The organism is Paenibacillus sp. FSL K6-1318, from assembly GCF_037976905.1.
GTDB lineage: Bacteria > Bacillota > Bacilli > Paenibacillales > Paenibacillaceae > Paenibacillus > Paenibacillus amylolyticus_A.
Map to the genome: position 1 here is coordinate 6,502,325 of NZ_CP150270.1, position 23,633 is coordinate 6,525,957.

The 23,633-nt window shown below is 49.5% G+C and carries 17 protein-coding genes; 5 read left to right on the plus strand and 12 right to left on the minus strand.

Annotation, left to right across the window (positions count from 1 at the left end; genetic code table 11):
* Nucleotides 1–225 precede the first annotated feature (225 nt).
* Nucleotides 226–1,029, minus strand: coding sequence for a helix-turn-helix domain-containing protein (locus tag NYE45_RS29125; protein ID WP_340014957.1), 804 nt, complete (start codon nt 1,027–1,029; stop codon nt 226–228).
* A gap of 117 nt (nt 1,030–1,146) precedes the next feature.
* On the opposite strand from NYE45_RS29125, the gene NYE45_RS29130 reads away from it, so the two are divergent.
* Both NYE45_RS29130 and NYE45_RS29135 read left to right on the plus strand, forming a co-directional pair.
* On the plus strand, nt 1,147–2,370 hold the full coding sequence (locus NYE45_RS29130) for an MFS transporter (protein ID WP_340014958.1): 1,224 nt from the start codon (nt 1,147–1,149) through the stop codon (nt 2,368–2,370).
* Nucleotides 2,371–2,448: 78 nt separating this feature from the next.
* A complete protein-coding gene (locus NYE45_RS29135; RefSeq protein WP_340014959.1) occupies nt 2,449–3,231 on the plus strand; it encodes an ABC transporter ATP-binding protein in 783 nt (260 codons plus the stop codon).
* A 199-nt stretch (nt 3,232–3,430) separates the two neighbouring features.
* Here the strand turns inward: NYE45_RS29135 and NYE45_RS29140 are convergent, their stop codons facing one another.
* The 5 genes from NYE45_RS29140 to NYE45_RS29160 all read right to left on the minus strand — a co-directional run bounded on the left by NYE45_RS29140 (nt 3,431) and on the right by NYE45_RS29160 (nt 8,399).
* Nucleotides 3,431–4,159 carry a class I SAM-dependent methyltransferase gene (locus tag NYE45_RS29140; RefSeq protein ID WP_340014960.1) on the minus strand — a complete coding sequence of 243 codons (729 nt, stop codon included), beginning with the start codon at nt 4,157–4,159 and terminating at the stop codon, nt 3,431–3,433.
* Nucleotides 4,160–4,312: 153 nt separating this feature from the next.
* Nucleotides 4,313–5,608: a glycosyltransferase gene (locus NYE45_RS29145; RefSeq protein ID WP_340014961.1), complete on the minus strand. Its 1,296-nt coding sequence runs from the start codon at nt 5,606–5,608 to the stop codon at nt 4,313–4,315.
* Between the two features lie 155 nt (nt 5,609–5,763).
* Complete coding sequence (locus tag NYE45_RS29150; protein ID WP_340014962.1) at nt 5,764–6,639, minus strand: diguanylate cyclase; 876 nt, start codon at nt 6,637–6,639, stop codon at nt 5,764–5,766.
* 128 nt (nt 6,640–6,767) lie between these two features.
* Nucleotides 6,768–7,880: a glycosyl hydrolase family 8 gene (locus tag NYE45_RS29155; RefSeq protein ID WP_340014964.1), complete on the minus strand. Its 1,113-nt coding sequence runs from the start codon at nt 7,878–7,880 to the stop codon at nt 6,768–6,770.
* A 78-nt stretch (nt 7,881–7,958) separates the two neighbouring features.
* On the minus strand, nt 7,959–8,399 hold the full coding sequence (locus NYE45_RS29160) for a MarR family transcriptional regulator (RefSeq protein WP_248278100.1): 441 nt from the start codon (nt 8,397–8,399) through the stop codon (nt 7,959–7,961).
* Nucleotides 8,400–8,623: 224 nt separating this feature from the next.
* Here NYE45_RS29160 and NYE45_RS29165 point away from each other — a divergent pair, with 224 nt between their 5' ends.
* Nucleotides 8,624–9,064 carry a GNAT family N-acetyltransferase gene (locus tag NYE45_RS29165; RefSeq protein WP_340014965.1) on the plus strand — a complete coding sequence of 147 codons (441 nt, stop codon included), beginning with the start codon at nt 8,624–8,626 and terminating at the stop codon, nt 9,062–9,064.
* 164 nt (nt 9,065–9,228) lie between these two features.
* Here NYE45_RS29165 and rlmN read toward each other — a convergent pair whose 3' ends face one another.
* The 3 genes from rlmN to greA all read right to left on the minus strand — a co-directional run bounded on the left by rlmN (nt 9,229) and on the right by greA (nt 12,617).
* Nucleotides 9,229–10,323, minus strand: a complete 1,095-nt coding sequence (gene rlmN, locus NYE45_RS29170) for a 23S rRNA (adenine(2503)-C(2))-methyltransferase RlmN (protein WP_340014966.1) — start codon at nt 10,321–10,323, stop codon at nt 9,229–9,231.
* Between the two features lie 179 nt (nt 10,324–10,502).
* A complete protein-coding gene (locus NYE45_RS29175) occupies nt 10,503–11,858 on the minus strand; it encodes a sodium-dependent transporter (protein ID WP_076332077.1) in 1,356 nt (451 codons plus the stop codon).
* A 282-nt stretch (nt 11,859–12,140) separates the two neighbouring features.
* Nucleotides 12,141–12,617, minus strand: a complete 477-nt coding sequence (gene greA / locus NYE45_RS29180) for a transcription elongation factor GreA (RefSeq protein ID WP_076332078.1) — start codon at nt 12,615–12,617, stop codon at nt 12,141–12,143.
* A gap of 287 nt (nt 12,618–12,904) precedes the next feature.
* On the opposite strand from greA, the gene NYE45_RS29185 reads away from it, so the two are divergent.
* Together NYE45_RS29185 and NYE45_RS29190 are read left to right on the plus strand one after the other, a co-directional pair.
* A complete protein-coding gene (locus NYE45_RS29185; RefSeq protein ID WP_340014967.1) occupies nt 12,905–13,777 on the plus strand; it encodes an arylamine N-acetyltransferase in 873 nt (290 codons plus the stop codon).
* 64 nt (nt 13,778–13,841) lie between these two features.
* A complete protein-coding gene (locus NYE45_RS29190; protein ID WP_340014968.1) occupies nt 13,842–14,525 on the plus strand; it encodes a 4'-phosphopantetheinyl transferase superfamily protein in 684 nt (227 codons plus the stop codon).
* Nucleotides 14,526–14,674: 149 nt separating this feature from the next.
* On the opposite strand, the gene NYE45_RS29195 is transcribed toward NYE45_RS29190, so the two are convergent.
* Genes NYE45_RS29195 through NYE45_RS29205 form a run of 3 tightly spaced genes read right to left on the minus strand, consistent with a single transcriptional unit; the run spans nt 14,675 to nt 23,628 of the window.
* Entirely contained in the window at nt 14,675–16,156 is a 1,482-nt protein-coding gene (locus NYE45_RS29195) for an MDR family MFS transporter (protein ID WP_340014969.1), read from the minus strand.
* The gene (locus NYE45_RS29200) at nt 16,153–16,389 is read right to left on the minus strand and encodes an MbtH family protein (protein WP_062836669.1); all 237 of its coding nucleotides are present in this window, start codon (nt 16,387–16,389) and stop codon (nt 16,153–16,155) included. Before NYE45_RS29200 ends, NYE45_RS29195 begins: the two co-directional genes overlap by 4 nt.
* A gap of 21 nt (nt 16,390–16,410) precedes the next feature.
* A complete protein-coding gene (locus tag NYE45_RS29205) occupies nt 16,411–23,628 on the minus strand; it encodes an amino acid adenylation domain-containing protein (protein ID WP_340014970.1) in 7,218 nt (2,405 codons plus the stop codon).
* Nucleotides 23,629–23,633: the final 5 nt, after the last annotated feature.

Below are 23,633 nucleotides of genomic sequence, written 5' to 3' on the forward strand. Positions count from 1 at the left end.
GCCATTGATAAAATGCTATTTTTTTATCATTCTTGCTAGAACTGATGTACTTCTTCCGATGGTTAAACCATAATTACAACGTTGTAATTTTATCCTAAATGTATACGCTTACATAAACTTTTTTCCATCTTAGCAAAGTCTCCATCGTTTGGCAACAACAAAAATCAGTGTCATGCTGTAACGTTCTGAATACAGTCCCGCATACGCGAGACTGCCCATTGAATTCTACACCTGATTCCGATATTCCATCGGTGTTACCACATACACTCGCTGAAAAGCTCTGTAAAACTGACTGACGCTGGAAAATCCCAGCTCATAACTGATTGTAGTTACTGAGTCCGTCGTAAGGCGGAGCCTCCTGGACGCTTCTTCTACGCGCAAATTCAGCAGATATTGATACGGTGTTGATCCCGTAAGAGCCTTGAAAGAGCGCATAAAATGGTACCGACTCTGATGCGCAACCATCGCCATCGAATCAATATCCATGGGGCCTGTATAGGCACTGTGAATATAATCCAGCACTCGTTGGATATGAGGATCAATGAATGTACCGGTATCTACAGTTCCTATTCCTTTTTCCTGCCCCGTCAACATCCGTCTGAGATACGTCTCGATCGCCAATTCTGTTTCTTGTACTCGCAGCAAGTCGGGCACGTCATCTAACAAAATAGAATTCCAGCTTCGAAATAGACTGTTGATCTCCGCAGGATCGAAAGTCTGGGTAGGCCGAAACTCAGCTCGTCCCCAACTTAACTCCGCGCCTTCGTAGCTGCCTAATGGCGGTTTACGGAACTTAATCACAATGACCGCCGAATCCGAACCTATTTCAAAATAATGCTCCATCTGAGGATGGGCAATAATCCCCATGCCTGCTTTCAAAGGGTATGCGTGCTGTTCCTGTACCAGATGACATTGTCCTCTGACCGGCAGCGTTAGCTGATACCAGTCATCATGTATATGTGGCTCATTGGCAAATCCTCCAGTAGCTTTCCATAATTCCAACCCGTTTAGCGTCATGTTTAATTCCATCGTTTGCTCACCTGCTGACATTATAGCAAATCGTGCTCACTTTCCAAGCACTTTTCACAAAGACATGATCTGCCCCTATCTTTTATCATAGAAAAAAATAATTCGAGGTGATCTCCCATGGCTCAGGCCACTTTAAGCAAAATGCAAATCAACTCCTCCGCCAATTGGGCGCTTGCCGGAGTCAGCTTCGCCCATCTGCTGAATGATGCGATGCAGACGGTGGTTCCGTCTGCTTTCCCACTATTCCAGCAGACCATGCAGCTCAGTTTCGCCCAGATGGGCTGGATTGCCTTCACCCTGAATATTACCGCATCGGTCCTTCAGCCACTGGTCGGTTATATGTCAGACCGCAGGCCCATGCCGATCCTGCTTCCCGGTGGTATGTTATTCTCCCTGATCGGTGTTCTCGGTTTAGCCTTGTCATCCGAGTTATGGATGCTGCTTGTTTCGGCAGCATTGATTGGCATAGGCTCATCCATCCTCCACCCCGAATCCTCACGTGTGGCCCATATGGCGGCCGGACGTGGACGCGGAATGGCGCAGTCGATCTTCCAGGTGGGAGGCAACACAGGGCAGGCCATTGCTCCATTGCTGGTCGCCTTCATCCTGCTGCCACATGGGCAGCGTAGTTTTCTATGGCTGATGGGCTTTGCCCTGATCGGCATCTTTATTCAGTCTTTTGTCAGTCGTTGGTACAGAGACAAGCTTGCCGAGAATGGCATTCGTCAGCAACGCCCTCTTAAATCAAGCGGCGCAGAACCAGTGACACAGCCTGTGAGCAGGCGATTCATCGCTTTTACAATGGGAATTCTCATCCTGCTGTTATTCTCCAAATTCGTATATATTGCTGGCATGACTGGATACTACGCCTTCTATTACGCCGATGCATATGACTTGCCGCTCTCCCAGGCACAGATCTGTCTATTTGTTCTGCAATTTGCAGGCATGGTCGGAACCTTGCTCGGTGGTCCGCTCGCTGACCGTTATGGACGCAAACCGATGATCTGGTTCTCCATTGCAGGCACTGCACCGTTTTCGCTGTTGCTACCCTATGCAGGACCCATCTTGTCCATGGTATTGTGCGGAATGATTGGACTAATCCTGATGTCTGGCTTCAGCGTCATCATTGTTTATGCACAGGAATTGCTTCCTCGTCATATTGGAACGGTATCCGGATTGTTTTTTGGCCTGTCGTTCGGAATGGCTGGACTTGGCTCGGTTGTGTTAGGTTCCTTAATTGACGTGACCAGCATTTCGTTTGTTATCAAGTTATGTTCGTTTTTGCCACTGCTTGGTGTGTGTGCTGTATTTCTGCGCAAGGACCAACCAAGAACAGCGTAATGACCGTTGAAACCTCACTGATGTTGTGACTACAATACACCTAAGACATTTGAGGATAACAGAAGGAAGGAATAACTTATGATTATTGATGTACAGCATGTCACGTGGAAAAGAGGACCCCTTACCCTGCTGAACGATGTAAGCTGGCAGGTTAATGACGGTGAACACTGGGCGCTGCTTGGCCTGAATGGCTCCGGCAAAACAACACTCCTAAACATGATCACCGGGTATCTGTGGCCGACCGAAGGCAAAATATCCGTACTAGGTCATGAATATGGCGATGTGGATCTGAGGGAGCTCCGCAAATCCATCGGCTGGGTCAGTTCATCTCTGCAAGAGAAATTGTACGGCACAGACCGCACACAGTATGTCGTGATCAGTGGCAAACATGCCACCATTGGCCTGTATGACAAGCTATCAGATGATGATCTGGATCAGGCACAGGAATTGATGCAAACGCTGGGCTGTCAGCATCTGTGGGACCGGGAATATCGCACCTGTTCTCAAGGTGAGAAACAAAAGCTTCTCATTGCCCGAGCACTCATGGCCAATCCCCGCGTACTCATTCTGGACGAGCCTTGTAATGGACTGGATCTGTTCTCAAGAGAGCGATTGCTGGACAGTATTCGTGAATTATCACAGCGTCCAGACACCCCTTCACTCATCTATGTCACCCATCATACCGAGGAAATTTTACCTGTATTTAGTCATAGTCTTCTGCTTCGCCGGGGTGAAATAGTCAATAGTGGATTAACCAGCGAGCTGATGAACACCGAAGTGCTGAGCAACTTCTTCGAGGCACCTGTCGAAGTTGATCGGCACGGGGAACGTGTCTATGTCAGAGCGGCGGCGGATTCATAATCGCGGGGTTATACACAGCAAACGTAGCATAGGTGTAGAAACATAACAGTAAAAGCCCAATATCTTATCCACATGTGGATAGATTTTGGGCTATTTACTCCTATATCTAGTGTTATCCACTTTTTTCTGTGTAGAACTTTCTACTTTTTGAGTATAACTTAGCTGTTTCCATCTATTTATCTAAACGCATTATCACTCTCTACTTCCGGGCACCTAAAAACAGAAACAGCGGAATGCGTTGTCTGCGCAGATAGGTTTCCTCGTTTACAAAATGAGCACGCTGTGGTGCTGACTCACGTAAATGCTCAACACGGAACCCCGCCCGTTGTAACGCCATATAGTACGATTCAATGGAACGATGCATCTTTTTCACAGAACCCCCAAGCCACTGCTGCTCACGAAATCCTTCCACAAAATACTGATCAACTACCCAATCTGTTCGAGTCCCGGAGGGTTGCAGCGTGGACGTGATCACAGGATGTTCTACTGAGAATACCAATGTCCCATTCTCTTTCAACGTATCGTATATGTTGCGGAACAGGCTCTCCACATCCTCAATATAGTGAATAGCCAGTCTCGATATCACCAGATCATACACTCCCGCCGGGTAAGTCCAATCTTCCATGAAAGCTTGCTCAATCCGGGCATTCAATCCTTTTACCGACTCGTTGGCTGCCTGAATCATATTCGCCGAACCTTCAATCCCTGTATACGCTGAACCTTCGCGCTCCTTGCTCAGCAATTCTGCGGCGAACCTTGCATCTCCACAACCGAGATCGAGTATATTCTTGCCAGCAACGTCTCCGATCAACTCCAGCATCACCGGCTTCTCCAATGTATCATTGGCGTTCTCCTGCCACTTGCGACGTTCCATATACTTCTCGAAATTCGCATCATCATCGTAAAAGTCTGATCCTCTGCCCTTCATTGCATAGCCCCCGTTTCTTGTTAAGCATGCTCCTATTTACAGCCTGTAAGAGTATACAGAATATGGATGTGCCTGGCTATAACAAAAAAGACTGTTGCCTGAAATTATCCAGCAAACAGCCTTTTTACCTTACCCTTATTCCCTTATCGTTGCTTAGCCAAAACGTTGCGTCTTGTACCATTTGCTCTCGCGTTTCCGAATCTTGTCCATGAGCAATGAGTAGAATGCCTTGATCGAGATCAGAATGAACAGCTGTGCATACGTGAAGTAGGACACGCAGGCGTAGATGAAATTACGGGTATTACTCTGTCCAATATCTGCGGCAAGCGCCAGATTAATCTGTAACACGTAAATAAAGTACATGAGCGCCCAACCAATGACCAGGAACACATAGGCATCGCCGGCAAACTGGAACGGTGAACTTACCTCCGGTTTGAATATAGCAATGACTCGATAAACCAGATTCACGAGGAATATAATGTCCGATACAATGATCGCAAGCATAAACCAAAAATAACTCACGGCATAATAGATGACCAGCAACTTATTACGCCAACTGGAGCGGTTAAACAGGTTATGGATGTTATCCAGTACAACCTGGTAGTTCCCCTTGGCCCAGCGTTCGCGCTGTTTCATGTATACACTAAGCTGTTCCGGCTCCTGCTGATAGGCTTCCGCTTGCGGCGCAAGCGCCACAAACTGTCCTCGATTCAAAATCTCGAACGACAACGCGGTATCTTCTGTAATGGCTGTGACATCCCAACCACCAATTTCACGGATTAACTCTGTTTTGATAATGTAGTTCGTTCCCGGGATGGAACCAAGCTGGAACAATTCCCACAGACCTGTGTGATACACACGTTGGGAAGTAATAATTTCCAGATTGATGCATTTGGAGAGGAAATTCTGACCTCTGTTGCGTGCTTTGTTTCTGCCAAAAACAACACCATATTGTTCAGGGTTTTCAAGCGATTTTTGCGCCAAAAACATTAGTGAATTCCGCTCAGGTGCGGCATCTGCATCGAAGATACAGATCCAATCGCCTGTCGCTAGCTCCAGTCCGTCATTTAATGCTCCAGACTTGCCGCCTGTTCCCTTCCGCTCCATTACTGTCACATTACGATGCACATAACTGGTCTGACTAAGGAATGATCTCAGTTTCACTGCTGTATCATCTGTGCAGTTATCCGCGATCACGATGACTTGAACCTTATCCTCCGGATAATTCAGGCGCAGGATGTGCTCTACCGTCGCCACAATGACCAGACCCTCGTTGTGTGCAGGAACCATGACCGTGACTGTCGGATAATGATCCATATTGTCAGGGATCTGAATCCCTTTTTTGTCCTGTTTATTAATAAAAAGAATCGCACCTGCCATAATAACAATCGACTCAAATACGGCAATCCAGATACTAAATATCGATAATATTAAAATAAAATCAGCCACTTACCTTCCTCCGATCATACTTGCGAATAACTTTCGATCGAAAACGAAGGGTTGCAATCGTTAACCAAATCGTAAATACCGCGAATAAACAACTGACGGCGATACAGATCGGGATGAACCAGGACATATAGTCCACAGCGCCTCTCTCCTTCCCGTTATATATACTCACCGATGAGATCGGTCTCTGTATTTCGTTCAAGGGCAGCAATAACCGCGTCAATGTCCTCGTACTTGCTGAATTGCTCTTTCTGGAATACCAGAGCGCCGGATCTGATCACCGTCTGCAGCTCATTTCCCTTTTTATCAATCATGTGAAGATCCATGATCGCTTTTTTGATTCGCTCTGTAAGAACGGGAAGGTATTCCACATTCGCCATCGGACATAGGATGACAAATCGTCCGCGATCCACAAAAAATTTATAGTCCTCATATCGAATCTGTTTCTGAATCGTACCCGAGATTTCAAGCAGGAACTGTGCATACCGGACAGAGCCAAGAGATTCCATCACCAGTGGCAAAAATTCAATCTTGAACATGGCAATGCTGAATCCATACTTTTCGGAGTACCGACGAGCAAGGTTACTGTGTTTAATTAACGTATCTGCCAGAGCACCTTTATTACCAAGCGTGGTATCCAGATCGATTTCCGGGTTACGATCCTGCATGTCTTGCAGACGTTCCACTACACGCGCACTGCGCAGCAGGCTTGCCTTGATGAACGCAGCCACAGCAACGTTAGCCGGGATAAGTAACCACCAGGAGAACACGAGCACATTCGCATCAGCGTATGTAACAAGCCATACAAAATAGGAGACCAGGTATACAAATCCCGCCACAACAGATACGCCAACAGGCAGCAAAAGACCAAATACCAATACACCCAGCGACACGATACTAAAAATCACATCCCCTGTGGTATAGCTCTGATCCATGTACACTTTAAGATAAATCAATAGTTGCTGCATTACGGCTAGTCCAATTAAAAGGGCATATCCCCATGCCATACGGCGGGTAGGTGCTTTATTTCTCATAGTTCCTTCTCTCCGTTGAATTTTTAGAACGCTTGTTCAAACTCACTTCTCTTAATTTACAACAATTTATGACATGATTAGACAAAACTATGCTAACACATTGAAGAGTTCATAAAATGACAAAATCATCACTTTTTAATTGTTTTCTGTAAATTAATTTCTCCCAACAAAGGAAAAAGATTGTCGAACAGATGTGTGTTGCCGTCAAATACATATCCACCTGGATAACGAGAGTCCTGACCTCGCAACGTGATCATATGGTTATACAGCTGTTTGGCCCATTTTGGATCACCTGAACGCACAGCAAGCAAGATGGCAAGGCCATATACCGATGAAGATTCATAAGATACGGCAGGTGTGCGTGATTCTCGCTTATACTGTCCGGGCAGCTGATGCCGGGAGTTGAACTCCTTTTTCAAAAAAGCAATAAGCTTGTCCGGTTTGCGGTCGGTCACCGTTAGATGATTCGCCACGATTAACTGGTCGATCAGATTCACGGTATCATCATACGTATAATCTTTACGAACCACATCGAAGGTCTTCGGATAGAACAATCCATCGTCAGGCATCTTCTTCAGCAGCGCTTCGTACCTCGCATAGGTTCCCGGTTCCACCATTTGATGTTTTTCCATCGCTTGCAGTGCAGGCAGATCTACATAGACCAGGCTTAGCGTGTCCGTTGAATGTCCGCCCTCAAAATCGTGAAAATCCACTAAATATCCTTGCTTTTGAGCCGATTGTGTTAAGGCTCGGGAAATGGCTGCTGCCGTCGCCAACTTTGCCTCTCTCCCATGCTCCCACTGATCTGCTGCCTGCAATAAGGCGCCTATAATGCGAAGATCATCGCCCAGTGCATCGGTCGTCACTTGGGATTCACCCTTGGCATCCAGCTTCCAGGCGATATACGGGTCTGGGGGCGTGAGAAAATAAGTCGTCAGTTGCTCGTAGCTCTGCTCAAACATAGCCTGATCATCGCTCGCTACGGCATACTGCATCCACAGACCGATTGACTCCGACAGTGCCTCTTTACCCGCAACGATATCCGCTTCCTCCGAAGCTGCATCCTGTAAGTAGGTAGCCAGTGTCCCGTTAGGGTTGGTCATATTCTTTTCGATAAAAGATACCGTTGGGGATACTTCGTTCATCAGGAACCGCTCCCTTAACAACATCACGCTGGCTGTGGTAATAATGATCAGCATTAGGACCAGCCACGTTCGTTTTTTTCGTAATATGATCTTCACGCCATTCCTCCTGCACGTATACGACTGTGAACCCCTAACCCTTCTTCTCAAGGACTGAGACACATCTAAAGTTCGCATTTATTCGAGGTTATCCATGTAGGGCCGTCGTCCACCCTTTTTGACAAATTTCCAGTCCACTTCTATGTTATGGCGCATCCGTCTGAGAAGATGAATAGCGGTCTCGATCTCTTCCTCCGTCAGACCATCCAGCGTCACCTGATCTGAATGCACGCCTTCTTTTCGAATAAATTCCCACGCTTCAAGCCCAGCTTCGGTGGGATACAACACTTTATTCTTCTTATTACCCATTGCTGGCTGTTTAATAATGAATCCATCCGATTCGAGTTTGCTAATGGCTCTGGCCGCAGTCGTGCGATCCACTTTGATCAGTTCAGCGAGCTGATTCGGAATAATGCCCGGATTCTCACAGATTCGATACAGATATAGATATTGTCCACGAGACAGGTTCAAATGCTGAAACTCAACATTACTGATTGAATCCAGACAGCGGGCAATCATGCCAATTTCACGCAGCACTTCTTTTTTATCAGTCAACACATTCACGCCCCTATTAAATTGTTGCATTCGCAACATAATTGATGGTATAACTACAGTTGAATTGGTTTCAATTTTAAACATTTAGCTCAAACCGTATACATGGAACGAATATCGTTCCACAATCCTGTTATGTACCAGTTTATCACGTCAGGATAACATTACGTTCACCCAAAGGAGAAACATTCATGAATACAACGATTGTTGAAGTTAATAACCAGGAATTGCTTGATGCCTGCTTCGCGATTCGCACAGCTATTTTCGTTGAAGAACAAGGCGTACCTGCTGAAGATGAATTTGATGCGTATGATACATTAGACGCTGAAGCACGCCATATTTTACTCTACGTGGACGGTGTACCTGCCGCTTCCTCCAGGCTGCGTGTGGTGGAACAGGTCGCCAAATTGGAACGAATCTGTGTTATGCTCGATTACCGTAAACACGGCCTGGGCCGTGTGTTGATCGACAAGCTGGAGCAGATGGCTCTCGCTCTGGGGCTTGAGAAGGCCAAGCTGCACGCACAGGTGCAAGCTTCCGGGTTTTACGAGCGCCTCGGATATGCGCCTGCGTCTGACGTATTTATGGAAGACGGCATTCCCCATCTGGTGATGACCAAAAAACTAAAATAAGGACACCCAAAAACGCCTCCGTCATCACTTCTCAGTGATATACAGAGGCGTTTTGTATTCAGGCAACGCATTTGTGATCCAACAACGGTAATGGCATGTACAGAGTACAGGCACTGATTATAGCAACCACGCATCCTACTTATCTGCCAGCCCCGCGTTGTGTCTTATCCCAGTGCCAGACGGTCTGGCTCGGATTCGACAGCGCTGTTCTTCATTTGTTTACTGCGCAACTGCCCACAGGCGGCGTCGATATCCGTACCATGCTCCATACGTACAGTGGAGTTGATGTTGTTCTTTTTAAGCGTATCATAGAAGCCCAGAATGGATTCTTCTGTACTCCGTTGATACTGGCTGTGCTCATCCACCGGGTTGTATGGGATCAGATTCACACTGACCATACTTCTGCGACTGGACAACAGTTCAGCCAGCTCCGCGGCATGCTCACGCTGATCGTTAACATCACGTAGCAGGATGTATTCAAACATGATGCGTTTGTTCGTCGTAGCCAGATAATAATCCACGGCATCCATCAATTGCTCGGTCGGGAAAGCCCGGTTGATCTTCATGATGTGTGTACGCAGTTCATTGTTCGGTGCATGCAGAGAGATCGCCAGATTAACCTGCAAACTGCTGTCTGCAAATTCCTTGATCTTGTCCGGAAGGCCACTTGTGGATACGGTAATCCGTTTCGCTGCAAGTGCCAGTCCTTTGCGATCCTTAATGACTTCAATGAAATTACTCATGTGCTGGAAGTTATCAAACGGTTCACCAATACCCATCACAACCACGTTCGTTACCCGCTCTTCTTGACCTGCTGCATCCAGATGGCGCTGTACGTGCATAATCTGTTCCACAATCTCTCCAGCGGTCAGGTCACGGCTCTTCTTGATCAGACCGCTCGCACAGAAGCTACAGCCAATATTACAACCGACTTGTGTAGTCACACATACGGTAAGTCCGTATTTTTGCCGCATTAATACCGTTTCAATCAGGTTGCCGTCCTGCATCCGAAGCAAAAATTTCACGGTACCATCTGCCGATTCCTGCTTCACATGTTCGCTCAGCGAGTTCATTGTGAAATGTTCGGAGAGAACGTCCAGACATTCCTGACGGACATCAGACATCGCGGGGAAATCGTGTACACGCTCCTGATATAACCATTCCCAGATCCGGGATGCACGGGATTTCTTCTGCCCATGCTCCGGCAACCAGGAACGTAATTGCTCTAATGTTAATCCATATATGGATGATTTGTTCATTGTATAATCCTCTTTTCGCAAAAAAGCATATGGCTTATCGGTCCTACCCCAAAAACCTCTACTCCGTATTGTCCCAAAATTGACGAGGGAAAACAAGGGCTTTTGCATTTCTTCCAAGAGGTTTTATCCATGGTAAATCTGCACAACAGACAACATTTATGCCTATGTGGTCTTCACTTCTAGAAGTGAATGATACCGGATGTGTGCAGTAGAACCAGCAGAACCAGGATTGGTGCCACGTAACGCAGCATGAACAACCACACCCGGAACCATCCGGAACGCAGGCCCGAAGCTTCCGCAGCCGTTTTCCAGAAGTATCCTGCAAAAATCGTCACAAGCAGTCCACCGACAGGCAGCAGGATGTTGGACGCCATAAAGTCCATCCAGTCGAATACACTCTTCGACCCAATCGTCCATTCAGGCAGCAATCCGAGCGATAATACCGAAGGAAGACCCACGATGAAGACCGCGAGCGAAATCACCCATACCGCGCGGTTGCGGCTCCAGGACAACCGTTCCATGAAATATTTCACCGGAACTTCCAGCAAGGATACAGCCGACGTCAATGCCGCGATAGCCAGCAGGATAAAGAACAATCCCGCAAACAGGAATCCAAGTGGCATGGCCGAGAAGGCAGCCGGAAGTGCGATGAAAATCAATGACGGCCCTTGGTCAGGTGCAATACCGAACGAGAAGGTCGTTGGGAAGATAATCAGACCCGCAATGAGCGCATAGATCAGATCACCCGCACCGACGGCAACGGTAGCCGCACCGAGGGATTGATTTTTATCCACATACGAACCGTAGGTTACAAGAATACCCATCCCGAGTGACAGGGAGAAGAAGGCATGTCCGAGCGCAACCAGTGCGGATTCGGTTGTAAGCTGCGAGAAGTCTGGGTTCAGGAAAAACGATACCCCCGCACCTGCACCCGGCAATGTAACTGCACGGATCATCAGGATAATAAGCAGCACCAACATCGCTGGAATCAGTACCTTGTTGAACTTCTCGATTCCGTTAGATACGCCTTTGGCAACAATCCAGCCTGTGATCAGAACCGAAACCAGTTGCCACACGATTGGCATGTAGCCACCTACAAAGGAGTTGAACTGTCCGGCATAATCCGGATTGTTAAACAATGTTCCACTGAAGGAAGTCACTGCATATTGCAATGTCCAGCCCGCAATAATGACATAAAAGGACAGGATGATAAACGGCGTCAATACTTGCAGCAATCCGGCTGCGAGCCAACCCTTATGTCCACCCGCTTTGATAAAAGCTGTAGCTGCACTTCCTCTACCACTGCGACCAATCGCAAGTTCAGCGAGAAGAACTGGCAGACCAATCAGCAGTAAACACACGATGAAGAGCAGGAAAAACGCAGCTCCTCCGTTCTCACCCGTAATGTACGGGAATTTCCACATGTTGCCCAGACCAACCGAACTACCAATGGCTGCCAGGATAAATCCGGCACGCGAGAATCGCTCACCTGTGCCAGCGTTGTTTTGATCCAGATTAGGCTTACTAAAATTCATCGTATCTACTCCATCACTTTAAAGTTTTCCCGTAATTATATACTACTCCACGTGTCAGGTCATTCGAAAATCGAAATTTGTCGAAATGTTATTTATTTACATAAAAATACACACGAAAAACTTCATCCCATAAGTTCCCCTAGAAACAGTATGTGATAAAGTGCGAATGTCCAACCGTATGAAGTTAAAATGACGTAACCATCCCAAAATTCAAGCTCAATACCATTAAAAAGAGGTGTCCCCTCAGCCACTTTCATGACTGCGGAGCACCTCGTTCTCTTATTACACTTTAATTTGAAGCAACTCATATTTGATAACGCCCATCGGAGCATTTACATGAATGACGCTGCCTACTTCTTTGCCCATCAATTCCTTGCCCAGCGGGCTTTCGTACGAGATTTTATTATCCGCAACATCGGCCTCGGCAGGACCAACCAATTTATATTCAATCTTCTCAGCGAATTCGATATCATTGAGCAATACAGTGGAACCTACACCCACTTTGGTAGCATCCATATTCTCGGATGTGATGACTTTGGCGTTTTTCAGCATCTTCTCCACGATCAGAATCCGGGTCTCCATAAAGGCCTGATCATCTTTGGCTGAATGATACTCACTATTTTCCTTCAGGTCACCGTAACTGATCGCGAGTTTCAGACGCTCAGCCAGTTCCTTACGCTTCACTGTCTTCAATTCCCTCAGTTCGTCCTCCAGCTTTTCCAAGCCTTCCTGTGTCAAAATCACTTCTTCATTAGCCATTTTTCCATCTCCTAATCCTGCTATCTATCTATATTCTAACCTATATCCACTCCAAAGGGTTAGCATACCCCAGAAAAAGAAATAGCTCATCCATATATTGTATTTCATTGACATCAATGCCATGTTTATCTCTTGAGATGATTTTCAAAGCTGCACTCATAATTGTACCGTTACAATCTACTCAACTGATGATGTTGTTTTCGTCCGTTCACTTTTACAATGAACTCAGGGCAGCAGAAGTTTATAACCATTACCTGCGGCCCACTATATAACATGAGGTGATCTAGATGAATGAACTTTTGAATCCATCTGAAATACAGGCCTATCTGAAACGGATCGGCATTAATGATATAAAGAAACCTACACTGGAATTCTTAGTTGAACTCCAGCAAGCACATGTGCACTATCTATCCTGGCAAACGGTCGATATTTTTGCAGGTCGTCCTGCGGGAATCGGTCTTCAAGAGTCGATCCAACTTATATTAAAGGGTCGCAGCGGCTACTGCTTTCATCTAAATGGTGCATTTAGTGTTCTTCTCCGCTCTCTCGGTTACACAGTTAACTGGCATCGCGGCGGAGTGCAGCCCCATGGAGAACAACCACGGGTGAACTCGTTCCACCTCGGTCTGTCTATCCTTTTACCGGATGCTGACCCGACAGTTGAGCGCTGGATTGTGGATGTAGGCCTAGGGGGAATGCCCTTCGAACCTCTGCCACTTCGTTATGGAACCTATGGTTCAGCACCGTTCACGTATCAATTGATGCCCTCATCTGTTGCTACTGGGGGATGGCGGCTTGAATACGAGCCGAATGGACCAAGTAAAGGTGCGGACTATGCTCCTGAAGCAATCACCAGTCTGGAAGAGTTCATCCCAAAGCATGAATTCTACAGTCGGGCGGTAGAGTCACCTTGGCATAACGTATTTTTACTTCGTCAGCGGGATGAGAACCGCAGTCATGAACTGCGTGGATGTATGCTCCGAACACATGATATTGAGGGAATCCGAAAAACAGAGGTGCAGACCTACACGGAGTGGCGTGATGTGTTAACTGGAATATTCCATGAACCGTTGGTGAATTACAGTGAACTGGAATGTCAAGACATGTGGGAGCGAGTACAGGCTGCGCATACGGAATGGAAACGAGCACAAGAAGCATGAACTTGATGTTCCATATAAAGGAAAGTTACTGATTCACGACGAATATGTCCTCAGGTGATTAATGATGATAACTATTCGTGTGCTCCAAGTTCCAGAAGTATTGCCCGAGGCGTACTGGAACCACTTTCTGTCGCAAGTCTCTGCCGAGCGACGTGCTCAGGCTTCACGTTTTGTGCGTCAGGCTGACGCGTATCGCTCCGTGCTGGGAGAGATGTTGACTCGTGTGACTTTGAGCAAGTTAACCGGTCGGAGGCCTGCTGATCTTTCTTTTACCCGTAATTCCTACGGCAAACCTTCGCTCATTCACCATTCCAATGTACAGTTCAACGTCTCCCATTCTGGCGATTGGATTGCTCTGATCTCTGGTGGTACAGGTGAACTCGGCGTGGATGTGGAGAAAATAGCACCGATTGACATGCAGATTGCAGAGCGTTTCTTCTCTCCAACTGAAAGCCAGTTCCTGGCTGCACAGCCCGCCGAGATGCAGCGGGAAACCTTCTACCGCCTATGGACGCTGAAGGAAAGCTATATCAAGGCAGTTGGTATGGGCCTGTCCATGCCACTGGATTCCTTCGCCATCCTTCCCGATGAGCGGGAAAATTGGCATTGCGAGCAGGCTGGGGCACATCGTTTTCACAGTCAGCGACTGGATGATGGACATATGCTTGCGGCATGTTCGGCTGAGGGAGAACTCCCGAGCCAGCCGGAATTTGTAACCTTGGAGGATCTGTATACGGAGTTGGTGTAGTTAACCAACTACCTAACCGATCAAAAATAAGAGCGAGTCAATCCGGCGACAAATTTGCCCTTATCCGGTATGACTCGCTCTTATTATATCGAAACCCTTTCAGGTAGCCTCGGCTACTAGACTTTCATTTCTTCCTTCACAACATAATCCTATCCTTCTTGCTTTACCACCGATTCTGAACCCACCGTAGACGAACGTTTCAACTTGCCAAACAATCCTCCAGCCGGGGTCTTCCGTATCGTGGCTGCTGCGTCGGCATCACGGATTTTCAGAGCAAACCACAGCCCGATGAGCAGAAATGCAGCTGCCCCCAGCAAAGCCAAACGGTACGCCAGCATATTCGGCTCCATCGTGCCTGTCGCAGTCACCGTTGTTGTACCCACACCTGCCAGAACAGCAGAGAGTAAAGCCATGCCGATGGCTGACCCCAGACGATTTTGCACCGTGAACCAGGTGGAAGCTCGTCCCATGGATGCAGGCGGAATTTGGGCGAAGGCAGCAATCTGCACTGCACCTACCGTCTGTCCCAGGAAAATTCCTACGCCGAATAATAATGAACGGATGAACCATGGATTCGTATCCACGGTGATCTGACTAAGCGTAATGAAAATAACCGCCGTACAGATCAAGCCCATCGATATCAGCTTCCGCGGGCCCAGCCGCGGATAAGTCCACGGGACAAGCTGAGAGGCAATCATCAGTCCTATCGCTTCCGGAAATGTCGTTAGCCCGGTTTCCAGCGCAGAGGCCTGTAGTACATTTTGGTACATTAACGGAAACACATACAACATACCCAACAGCCCGGCTGCTCCACATACGGATACCAAGCCTGTATAGCGGAACAGGCGGTGCTTCAGCAAACGCAGATCAAGCAACGGCTGCTTGGCGCGCAGCTCCACCACAACGAGCAACGTCAGAAGCAGAACGCCTGCAAAGCCCGCTCCCATAATAAGTGGAGACGTCCAGCCCCGTAGCGGTCCCTGACTGAGCGCATACATCGTCAGTGCGAGTCCCGGCGCAGATAATAACCACCCCGGTAGATCCAGTCGACCTGCTCCCTGTTCTCTGTGCTCCTTCAGATACAGCATGCCGAAGATCACCGCTGGAATACCGACGGGCAAATTCACATAGAAAATCCAGCGCCACGATAGCTGATCCACAATCAATCCGCTCACAATTGGCCCGAGAGCCGGAGCAAGGGCGATTGGCAGCACTAACATGCGAGATACCTTGGCCCGTTCCTGCGGAGGAAAAGTCCGAAACAGCATCGCCATCCCTACAGGTGTGAGCAGACCACCCCCTGCTCCCTGCAAAATACGGAAAAATGTCAATGTGCCTAGATGATCAGCCGTTGCACAAAGCGCAGAGGACACTGTAAACAGTGTCAGCGCCGACAGGAAAACCCGTTTCGTACCCCATCGATCACCAAGCCATCCGGCGACAGGCAGAAATACAGCCAAACTCACCAAATACCCCACATTCAAGGTACCCGCAGCAGCCGGAGGAACCCCCAGTTCTTCACTAATGGTTCGTAGCGCTACGTTCAATACTGTCGCATCCATGGCAACCATAAACATCGCCAGAACATACACAATGCTCACAATTGCCTTTGGATTCAGACGAAACCTCATCTGCCAACCTCATGAATCATGCCGGGCATCCCCGTTTCATCACAGAGACTCAACGGCTTCAGGTCTGTCCATTGCTCCGCAATGTAATCCAGACATACACGTCGTTTGGCCTTCCCCAGCATCTGGGTCCAACCTGCTGGTACCGGAATGGATGCAGGCCACAGCGAATACTGTCCTTCATCATTCATTAACACCAGATAATTGCTGTCTTCATATTCAAAAGGGTTGCTCATCAGCTTATCCTCCTATTTGTGTTAAATGTTACGCTCCTTGTTCAGCATCTCCAGCCGGACGGACAGGGTACGGCAGATTTCCTCCAATGGACCAGGCTGACAGAGGTCTTTGTGACGACAAGCAATATCATGACGTTCCAATTGCCCTCCGATGAATGCATTCCACATCTCCGGTTCGATCGGATCGAACCAGTCGGGAATAATGGTGGATCGGAAGAAGATCAGGTCACCTTCAAATCGGGATGGCGTGTACGCCCCCAAGATCCGGACGGAATTTTCATAGGTTTTCCGCAGCTTCATGATCGTCTCTTCATCCAAACTGGCCAACGCACTGCCTTCACTACGAAGGATACGCATCGCTGTTGCCATATCCAGCGGCCCATCCCCAATACTGTCCGGATCATATCCACCCAGTGCAAGCAATGCCGTCAACGCCTCTTCCTCATCCGGTTCGCCGCGAATAGGCAGATAATGACTCGGATACGCATCCAGCATAGCGAGAAACTCTACTTCTTCTCCTTCGGACTGAAGCTGCACGGCCATCGCCTGAGCCACGTTGCCGCCCAGTGACCAGCCGAGCAAACGATACGGGCCTTCGGGCTGCACAGACCGGACGTGACGGATGTAATCTGCCGTCATATCCTCCAGTGTCGAAGGAAGTACCTCGTACTCTGCGATGCCCCTCGCCTGCAATCCGTACAGCGGATACTCCATGCCCAGGTGTTTCATCAACCCGGCATAACACCAACTAAGTCCTCCGGCCGGATGCACACAGAATACGGGCAGATGCTGACCATGCGTCCGGAGCGGTAACAACACTTGCAGTGAGCTTTTCCCGGAATCTGCGTCCATCTCCAATCGCTCAGCAAGTCCAGCAACCGTAGCCGTTTCGAACAAAATACCGATGCCCGGCTCCTTACCCATCGCTTCACGAATTCGACTCATCAGGCGCACCGCAAGCAGCGAATGCCCCCCCAGTTCGAAGAAGCTGTCATCAATACTCACACTCCGCAATCCCAATACTTCGGCAAACAGATCGCAGAGAATCTGCTCCTGCGGATTGCGCGGTGCTCGGCCATCAGCCGATAATTGCATCTCTGGTGCAGGCAATGCCTTGCGATCCAGCTTGCCATTTGGCGTAAGTGGCAGGACCTCCATCACAACAACCGCAGATGGAACCATATAATCCGGAAGGCTCGCTCCCGCATGTCGGCGTAACGAAGCCGTTTCCAGTGCTGCTTCACTGTCCGGTACAGGAACAATATAAGCGACAAGACGCTTATCCCCTGGCTGGTCTTCACGAACAATAACAGCAGCCTGAGCCACACCCGAATGTTTTGCCAATACAGCCTCAATCTCGCCAAGCTCAATGCGGAACCCGCGGATTTTCACCTGTTGGTCAGCTCGTCCAAGATAATCAAGCGAACCATCGTGCAGGCGCTTTGCCAAGTCTCCCGTACGGTACATTCGTGTACCCGGTGCACCATATGGATCGGCAACGAATCGCTCTGCCGTGAGATCTGGCCTTCCCCAATAGCCACGAGCCAGCCCTGCTCCCGCCACATACATCTCTCCTGTTACACCTGTCGGCACAGGCTTCAGATGATCATCCAGCACATAGACACGCAGGTCTGGAATAGCGCATCCAATCCAACTGCTTGCGCCTTCTGCTGCGCTGCCTGCGTGAAGCTCTTTGTAGCTGACATGAACCGTTGTTTCCGTAATACCATACATATTAATGAGTCTTGGGGCGTCATCCGCATGGCGTTCATACCAGTCATCCAACCGTCCCAGCTCCAGTGCCTCGCCTCCAAAGACCACATAGCGGAGCGCAAGCTGCTGTCCCCAGACCGGATTTTCCCTGTCGGCCTGCATCAGTTGGTAGAACGCAGATGGTGTCTGGTTCAGTACGGTTACTTTTTGCTCGGCGAGCAGCTGCAGGAACGCTCCAGGTGATCGGCTAATCTCATGGGGAACAACAACCAAGCTGCCTCCATACAACAGAGGGCCCCAGATTTCCCACACGGAGAAGTCAAATGCATAGGAATGGAACAACGTCCACACATCGCTCTCGTCAAAATGGAACCAGTGCTGCGTTGCATCCAATAACCGGATGACATTCGCATGTGGAATCACGACACCTTTGGGTTTCCCTGTTGAACCCGAGGTATAGATCATATAAGCCGGACTCAGCGGAGTTACCCGTCCGTTCCGTTCATGGTCTGCCGGGTTTCGTTCATCCATGGATTCCAATTGCCGCAAGGTATGCAGATCGTCCAAGTTAATACATTTAATGTTTTCAACTTGCGGTAGCAGGGCATACACCTCTGTGCTTGTAATCATCACTTTGGGCGCTGCGTCCGTCAGCATATGCGTTAAACGGTCTGCCGGATAGTGCGGGTCCAGTGGCAGATAGGCAGCACCCGTTTTGAGTACAGCAAGAATGGCTACGACCATCTCTACCGAACGAGGTAGGGCTAATGCCACCATCTGTTCCGGCCCGACACCTTCTGCGATCAATAGTCTCGCCAGTCGATTAGCCCGTACATTCAGCTCCCTGTAAGTCACACGGATATCCTCGCAATGGAGGGCTACCGAACCCGCGTAAGCGGCTGCCTGCACTTCAAAACGCTCGGCAATGGTCAGCTGTGGACCTTCATCCGTTGTAGATGTCCACTCCTTTTCAAGCTGGGCATGCTCTGACGGTGTAACCAGATCAAATCTGCTGATGCGTTCGTCCATCTGCTGTACAGCATCCTCAAGCACCTGCATCAACCGAACCACCAGTTCTCCGGCAGTCGATTCACGGTAGAGGTCTGCACTATACTCCAGTACACCTTCAATACCGGCCGGAAATCCGTTCTGTTCCCGTTTCTCCGTCAGTTCAAGCGTAAGGTCGAATTTGGATGAACCTACACTGTGGATGCGAGTCTCTGCTTCAACCCCTGGCAGGTCAAGACGAACATCTGGCGTATTTTGCAGCACCAGCATCACCTGAAAGAGCGGATGTTTGGAACGCGATCGAGGCGGATTCAGCACTTCGACCAGCCGTTCAAACGGTAACTCCTGATGTTCATAAGCAGCAAGATCGGTTTCCCGCACGCGGGCCAACAGCTCTCGGAAGGTCGGATCGCCCGAAGTGTCCGTACGCAGGACAAGCGTATTGATGAACATCCCCACGACATCATCCAGTGCATCGTCACTCCGTCCGGCAATCGGTGTACCTATCGCAATATCTGTGCCTGCACCCATTCGAGTAAGCAACACGGATAAAGCCGAATGCAGAAGCATAAACAGACTGACTTTATGCTCACGGGCAACTGTCGCAAGCTGCTCATGCAAATGTTGACTGATCGTAAATGGCACCGTCCCGCCTCGGTAACTGGACACCACTGGACGGGCATAGTCTGCCGGGAACGTGACTTGTTCTGGCAAGCCTGCGAGCCAGTCAGTCCAGAACGCTAACTGCCTCGCGATCAGACTGTCCTGCCGCTTCTCATCCCCCAGCAGGCTCTCCTGCCACACTGCATAATCTGCATACTGAATGCGTAGCGGCTCCCAAGCCGGTGCAGCTCCACCCTGACGAGCAGTATAAGCCTCCGACAAATCCCGGATAAGCCGTGATAAGGACCAACCATCCCCTGCAATGTGGTGAATCAGCACCAGCAATGTATGTTCGTCCGCATCCGTATGGAACAATTCCGCACGTATGCCCGGCTCTGTACTAAGCTCGAAGCTGTAACGTGACGCTTCTGCCAGCAGCTCGGGCAGCTTCTCAGCAGAAGCCGGGGTGAGCTTCATATTCACTGTTACATCTGCTGCACGGAGGATATGCTGACTCGCCGAACCCAGTTCTGGCGGATACAATGTGCGAAGTGTCTCGTGACGGGCAACAATATCCTCCAGGGCGTTTCGGAGAGCGTCCACATCCAGCTTCCCGGTCAACCGGGCAACCAACGGGATATTGTAGGTGGGATTAGCGCCCTCCAGGCAATAGAGGAACCATAACCGTCGCTGGGCAAAGGAAAGCGGAATCTCACCCGTACGCGGAACAGGCTGAATAACGGGTCTGACGGACTTCGCCTGATCCAGCTTTCTGGCAAGCCCTGCCGCTGTCGGTGATTCAAACACACTGCCGATGTTCAGTTCGGCCCCGAATACATCACGTACTCGGGCTGTAATTCGCCCAGCAAGCAGGGAATGTCCACCCAGTTCGAAGAAATCATCATCAATGCCTACCCGAGCCACACCCAGAATCTCGGCAAACAGGCTGCAAAGAATCTCCTCCTGCGGTGTACGTGCCTCCCTCCCGTTTGCATTAGATGCCAAAGTAGGCACAGGAAGCCGTTTACGGTCGATTTTTTTGTTCGGTGTCAGCGGCATCTCTGGAAGTAGCATAAAGGCAGAGGGCACCATATAATCCGGTAACGCATCAGCTACGTGTGCTCTGATATCAGCCAGATCCATGTCAGCTTGATGATCTTCCGCATCAGCCACGATATATGCCGCTAACCGCTGGTTCCCAGGTTGGTCTTCACGTGCCATGACCGTAACCTGTGTTACACCCGGATATCTGGAGATGACCGACTCAATCTCCCCCAGTTCAATGCGGAAGCCCCTAATTTTGATCTGATGATCTGCCCGTCCCAAATAATCGATGGAACCGTCCGGCAACCATTTGGCCAAGTCTCCTGTCCGGTACATTCGACTGCCCGGTTGTCCAAAGGGACTCGCGACAAAACGTTCTGCGGTCAGATCAGGTCTGCCCAAATATCCCCGTGCAAGTCCCTCTCCCGCGATATACAATTCTCCTGCTACGCCCGGGGGGACAGGCTGCATGCTCTGATCCAGAACATAGAGCTGTGTGTTACGAACCGGACCACCAATGGATGGTTTGCCTGTATGTTCATTCCCCAGCGATGCAGCTGTAGAATAGATGGTTGTCTCCGTTGGCCCGTATTGATTATTGACCTGACAGCCCAACGCCTCCAGCGAAAGCTTCAGTTCTTCGGATAAGGCCTCTCCTCCGGTAATCACCGTTAGCCCATCGAACCTTCCCGGACGGCTCGTCACCAGAGACTGCCATAACGTTGGCGTAGCCTGCATGATTGTTGTCTCTTGCTCTCTCATCTTCCCGGCCAGTGCTACCGGATCAAGAATCGTTTCCTTTTGCGCGATATCCAGTCTTGCTCCAGTCGTCAGTGGCAGGAAGATTTCCAGTACGGAGATGTCAAAAGCAATCGTGGTCACCGACAGCCAGCGATCCTGCGGACCGACCTGCAGTCTTGTCTTCATATCTTCAAGCAGGTTGGCTAATCCCAAATGAGTTACAGCTACACCCTTCGGCTTACCGGTAGAACCGGAAGTATAGATCAGATATGCAGGGTTGAGCAGAGATGCCGTCCCTGACAGATCTTCACCTTCGGGATTGCTTCCCGACTGAGAGATTACTGCCTGTATCATATCCGGTTCATCCATGACCAGAATCGGTATACTGGACGTCTGCGGAATGTGAGAGAAGTTGTTCATTACTGTAACCACACAAGCAGGCTTGGCATCCTCCAGCATGTAGATCAAGCGCTCTTCGGGATAATCCGGATCAAGCGGCAGATAGGCTGCTCCTGTTTTGTGAGCAGCTACAATCGCAATGACCACGTCCAGTGAACGAGGCATCGCAATGCCAACCACCTGCTCCGGTCCTGCTCCGTAAGTCTGTATCAGTTCATGTGCCAGTTGATTCGCACGTTCGTTCAGCTCTGCGTAGGTCAGCGATGTCCCTTCGAATGTCACTGCGGTTGCAAGAGGTGTACGCCGTACCTGCTGTTCAAATAGCGCTGCCGAATTCCACTCAGCGATGGCATGATGCGTCTGATTCCATCCTTCCAGCACTTGTTCGCGTTCGGCAGGAAGCAGAATGTCCATCTGTCCAACCGATATGTCTTCTGTCCCTTCTGACATCAGGCATTGCAGGATTTGCACATAGCGAAGCTGATGATCACGCAATTCCGAGTCCACATAGATTGAAGGGTTCGCATCAAAAGCAATACTCAGTCCATGACCATGTCCCTGGTCCACAATATGAATCGACAGATCATCCACTGGACCCGTGGACAGATTATGGATCATGCCGCGTGCGCCCGCAAAATTCAACTCATGATGGAAGGGCATCACATTGATCATCGGTCCAAACAGACGCCGATTCTCTCCAAGGAGCTTAAGATCACGCCTTAGATCCTGATGCCGATAACGCTGGTGTTTGCGTACGGCCCGAATCTCCTTCACGATCTGTCCCATCAAATCAGACAGATTCATCTGCGAATCCAGGTACAGGCGGAGTGGAAGTACATTCATGACCATGCCTGGAACACGCAGCGATGCTGAACCCAATCGGCACATCACGGGCAAGGCCAGAACAACATCGGCTGCCCCTGTCATCCGGTGCACATAGATCGCTGTTGCCGCTACACACAGATCCGGCCAAGTCGCACCGAATCTACCCGCTGCTGCTTGCAAGTGCTCCCGTTGTGACGGCGTGAGCACCGCACTCTGCCGCAGGAACTCGGTTGAAGTACGCGGAGCACGTTCACCCAGACTGACCACATCCGGTGCGTCCGCGAATCGGTCGATCCAGAACTGTTGATCCTGCTCTCGGTTGGTGGAGGCTGAGTAGGCTTCATCTTCTTCGAGAACGGAAGTCAGTGATCCAAATGTTGCCGTAACCTGTACCTGTACTGCGCCCTCTCCCTGAATGCATGCAGAGTACAAGCTGGCAACCCTGCGTGTGATCAGGGATACGCCGTACCCATCAATCGCAATATGGTGAATGCGTTGGTACCAGTAATACCGATCCTCACTCACCCGGAACAGAGCTTCTGTGAAGAGTGGACCCATTGCCAGATCAACAGGCCGTGCCAGATCCTGCTTCATCCAGTCGAGCGCAGCCGTATGAGGATCAGCCTGATCACGCACATCCATGACATGGAATGTCCAATCATTCATATTGGTGCGCAGAGATTGCCACGGGCCTTGCTCATTTTCGCCATACACCATATTCAGCGATTCGGCCTCCATCACGGTCTGGCGTACACTTTCTTCGAATCGTCCCGTATGGATCTGACCGTCAATAACCACATACTCGGCCGTGTTGTACATCGGGTTGTCCGGATTCAACTGTTGGGCATACCAGATGCCAGACTGTGCAGAAGATAAAGGCCAAGCTGTGTTCCGACGATGCGACATCTGCA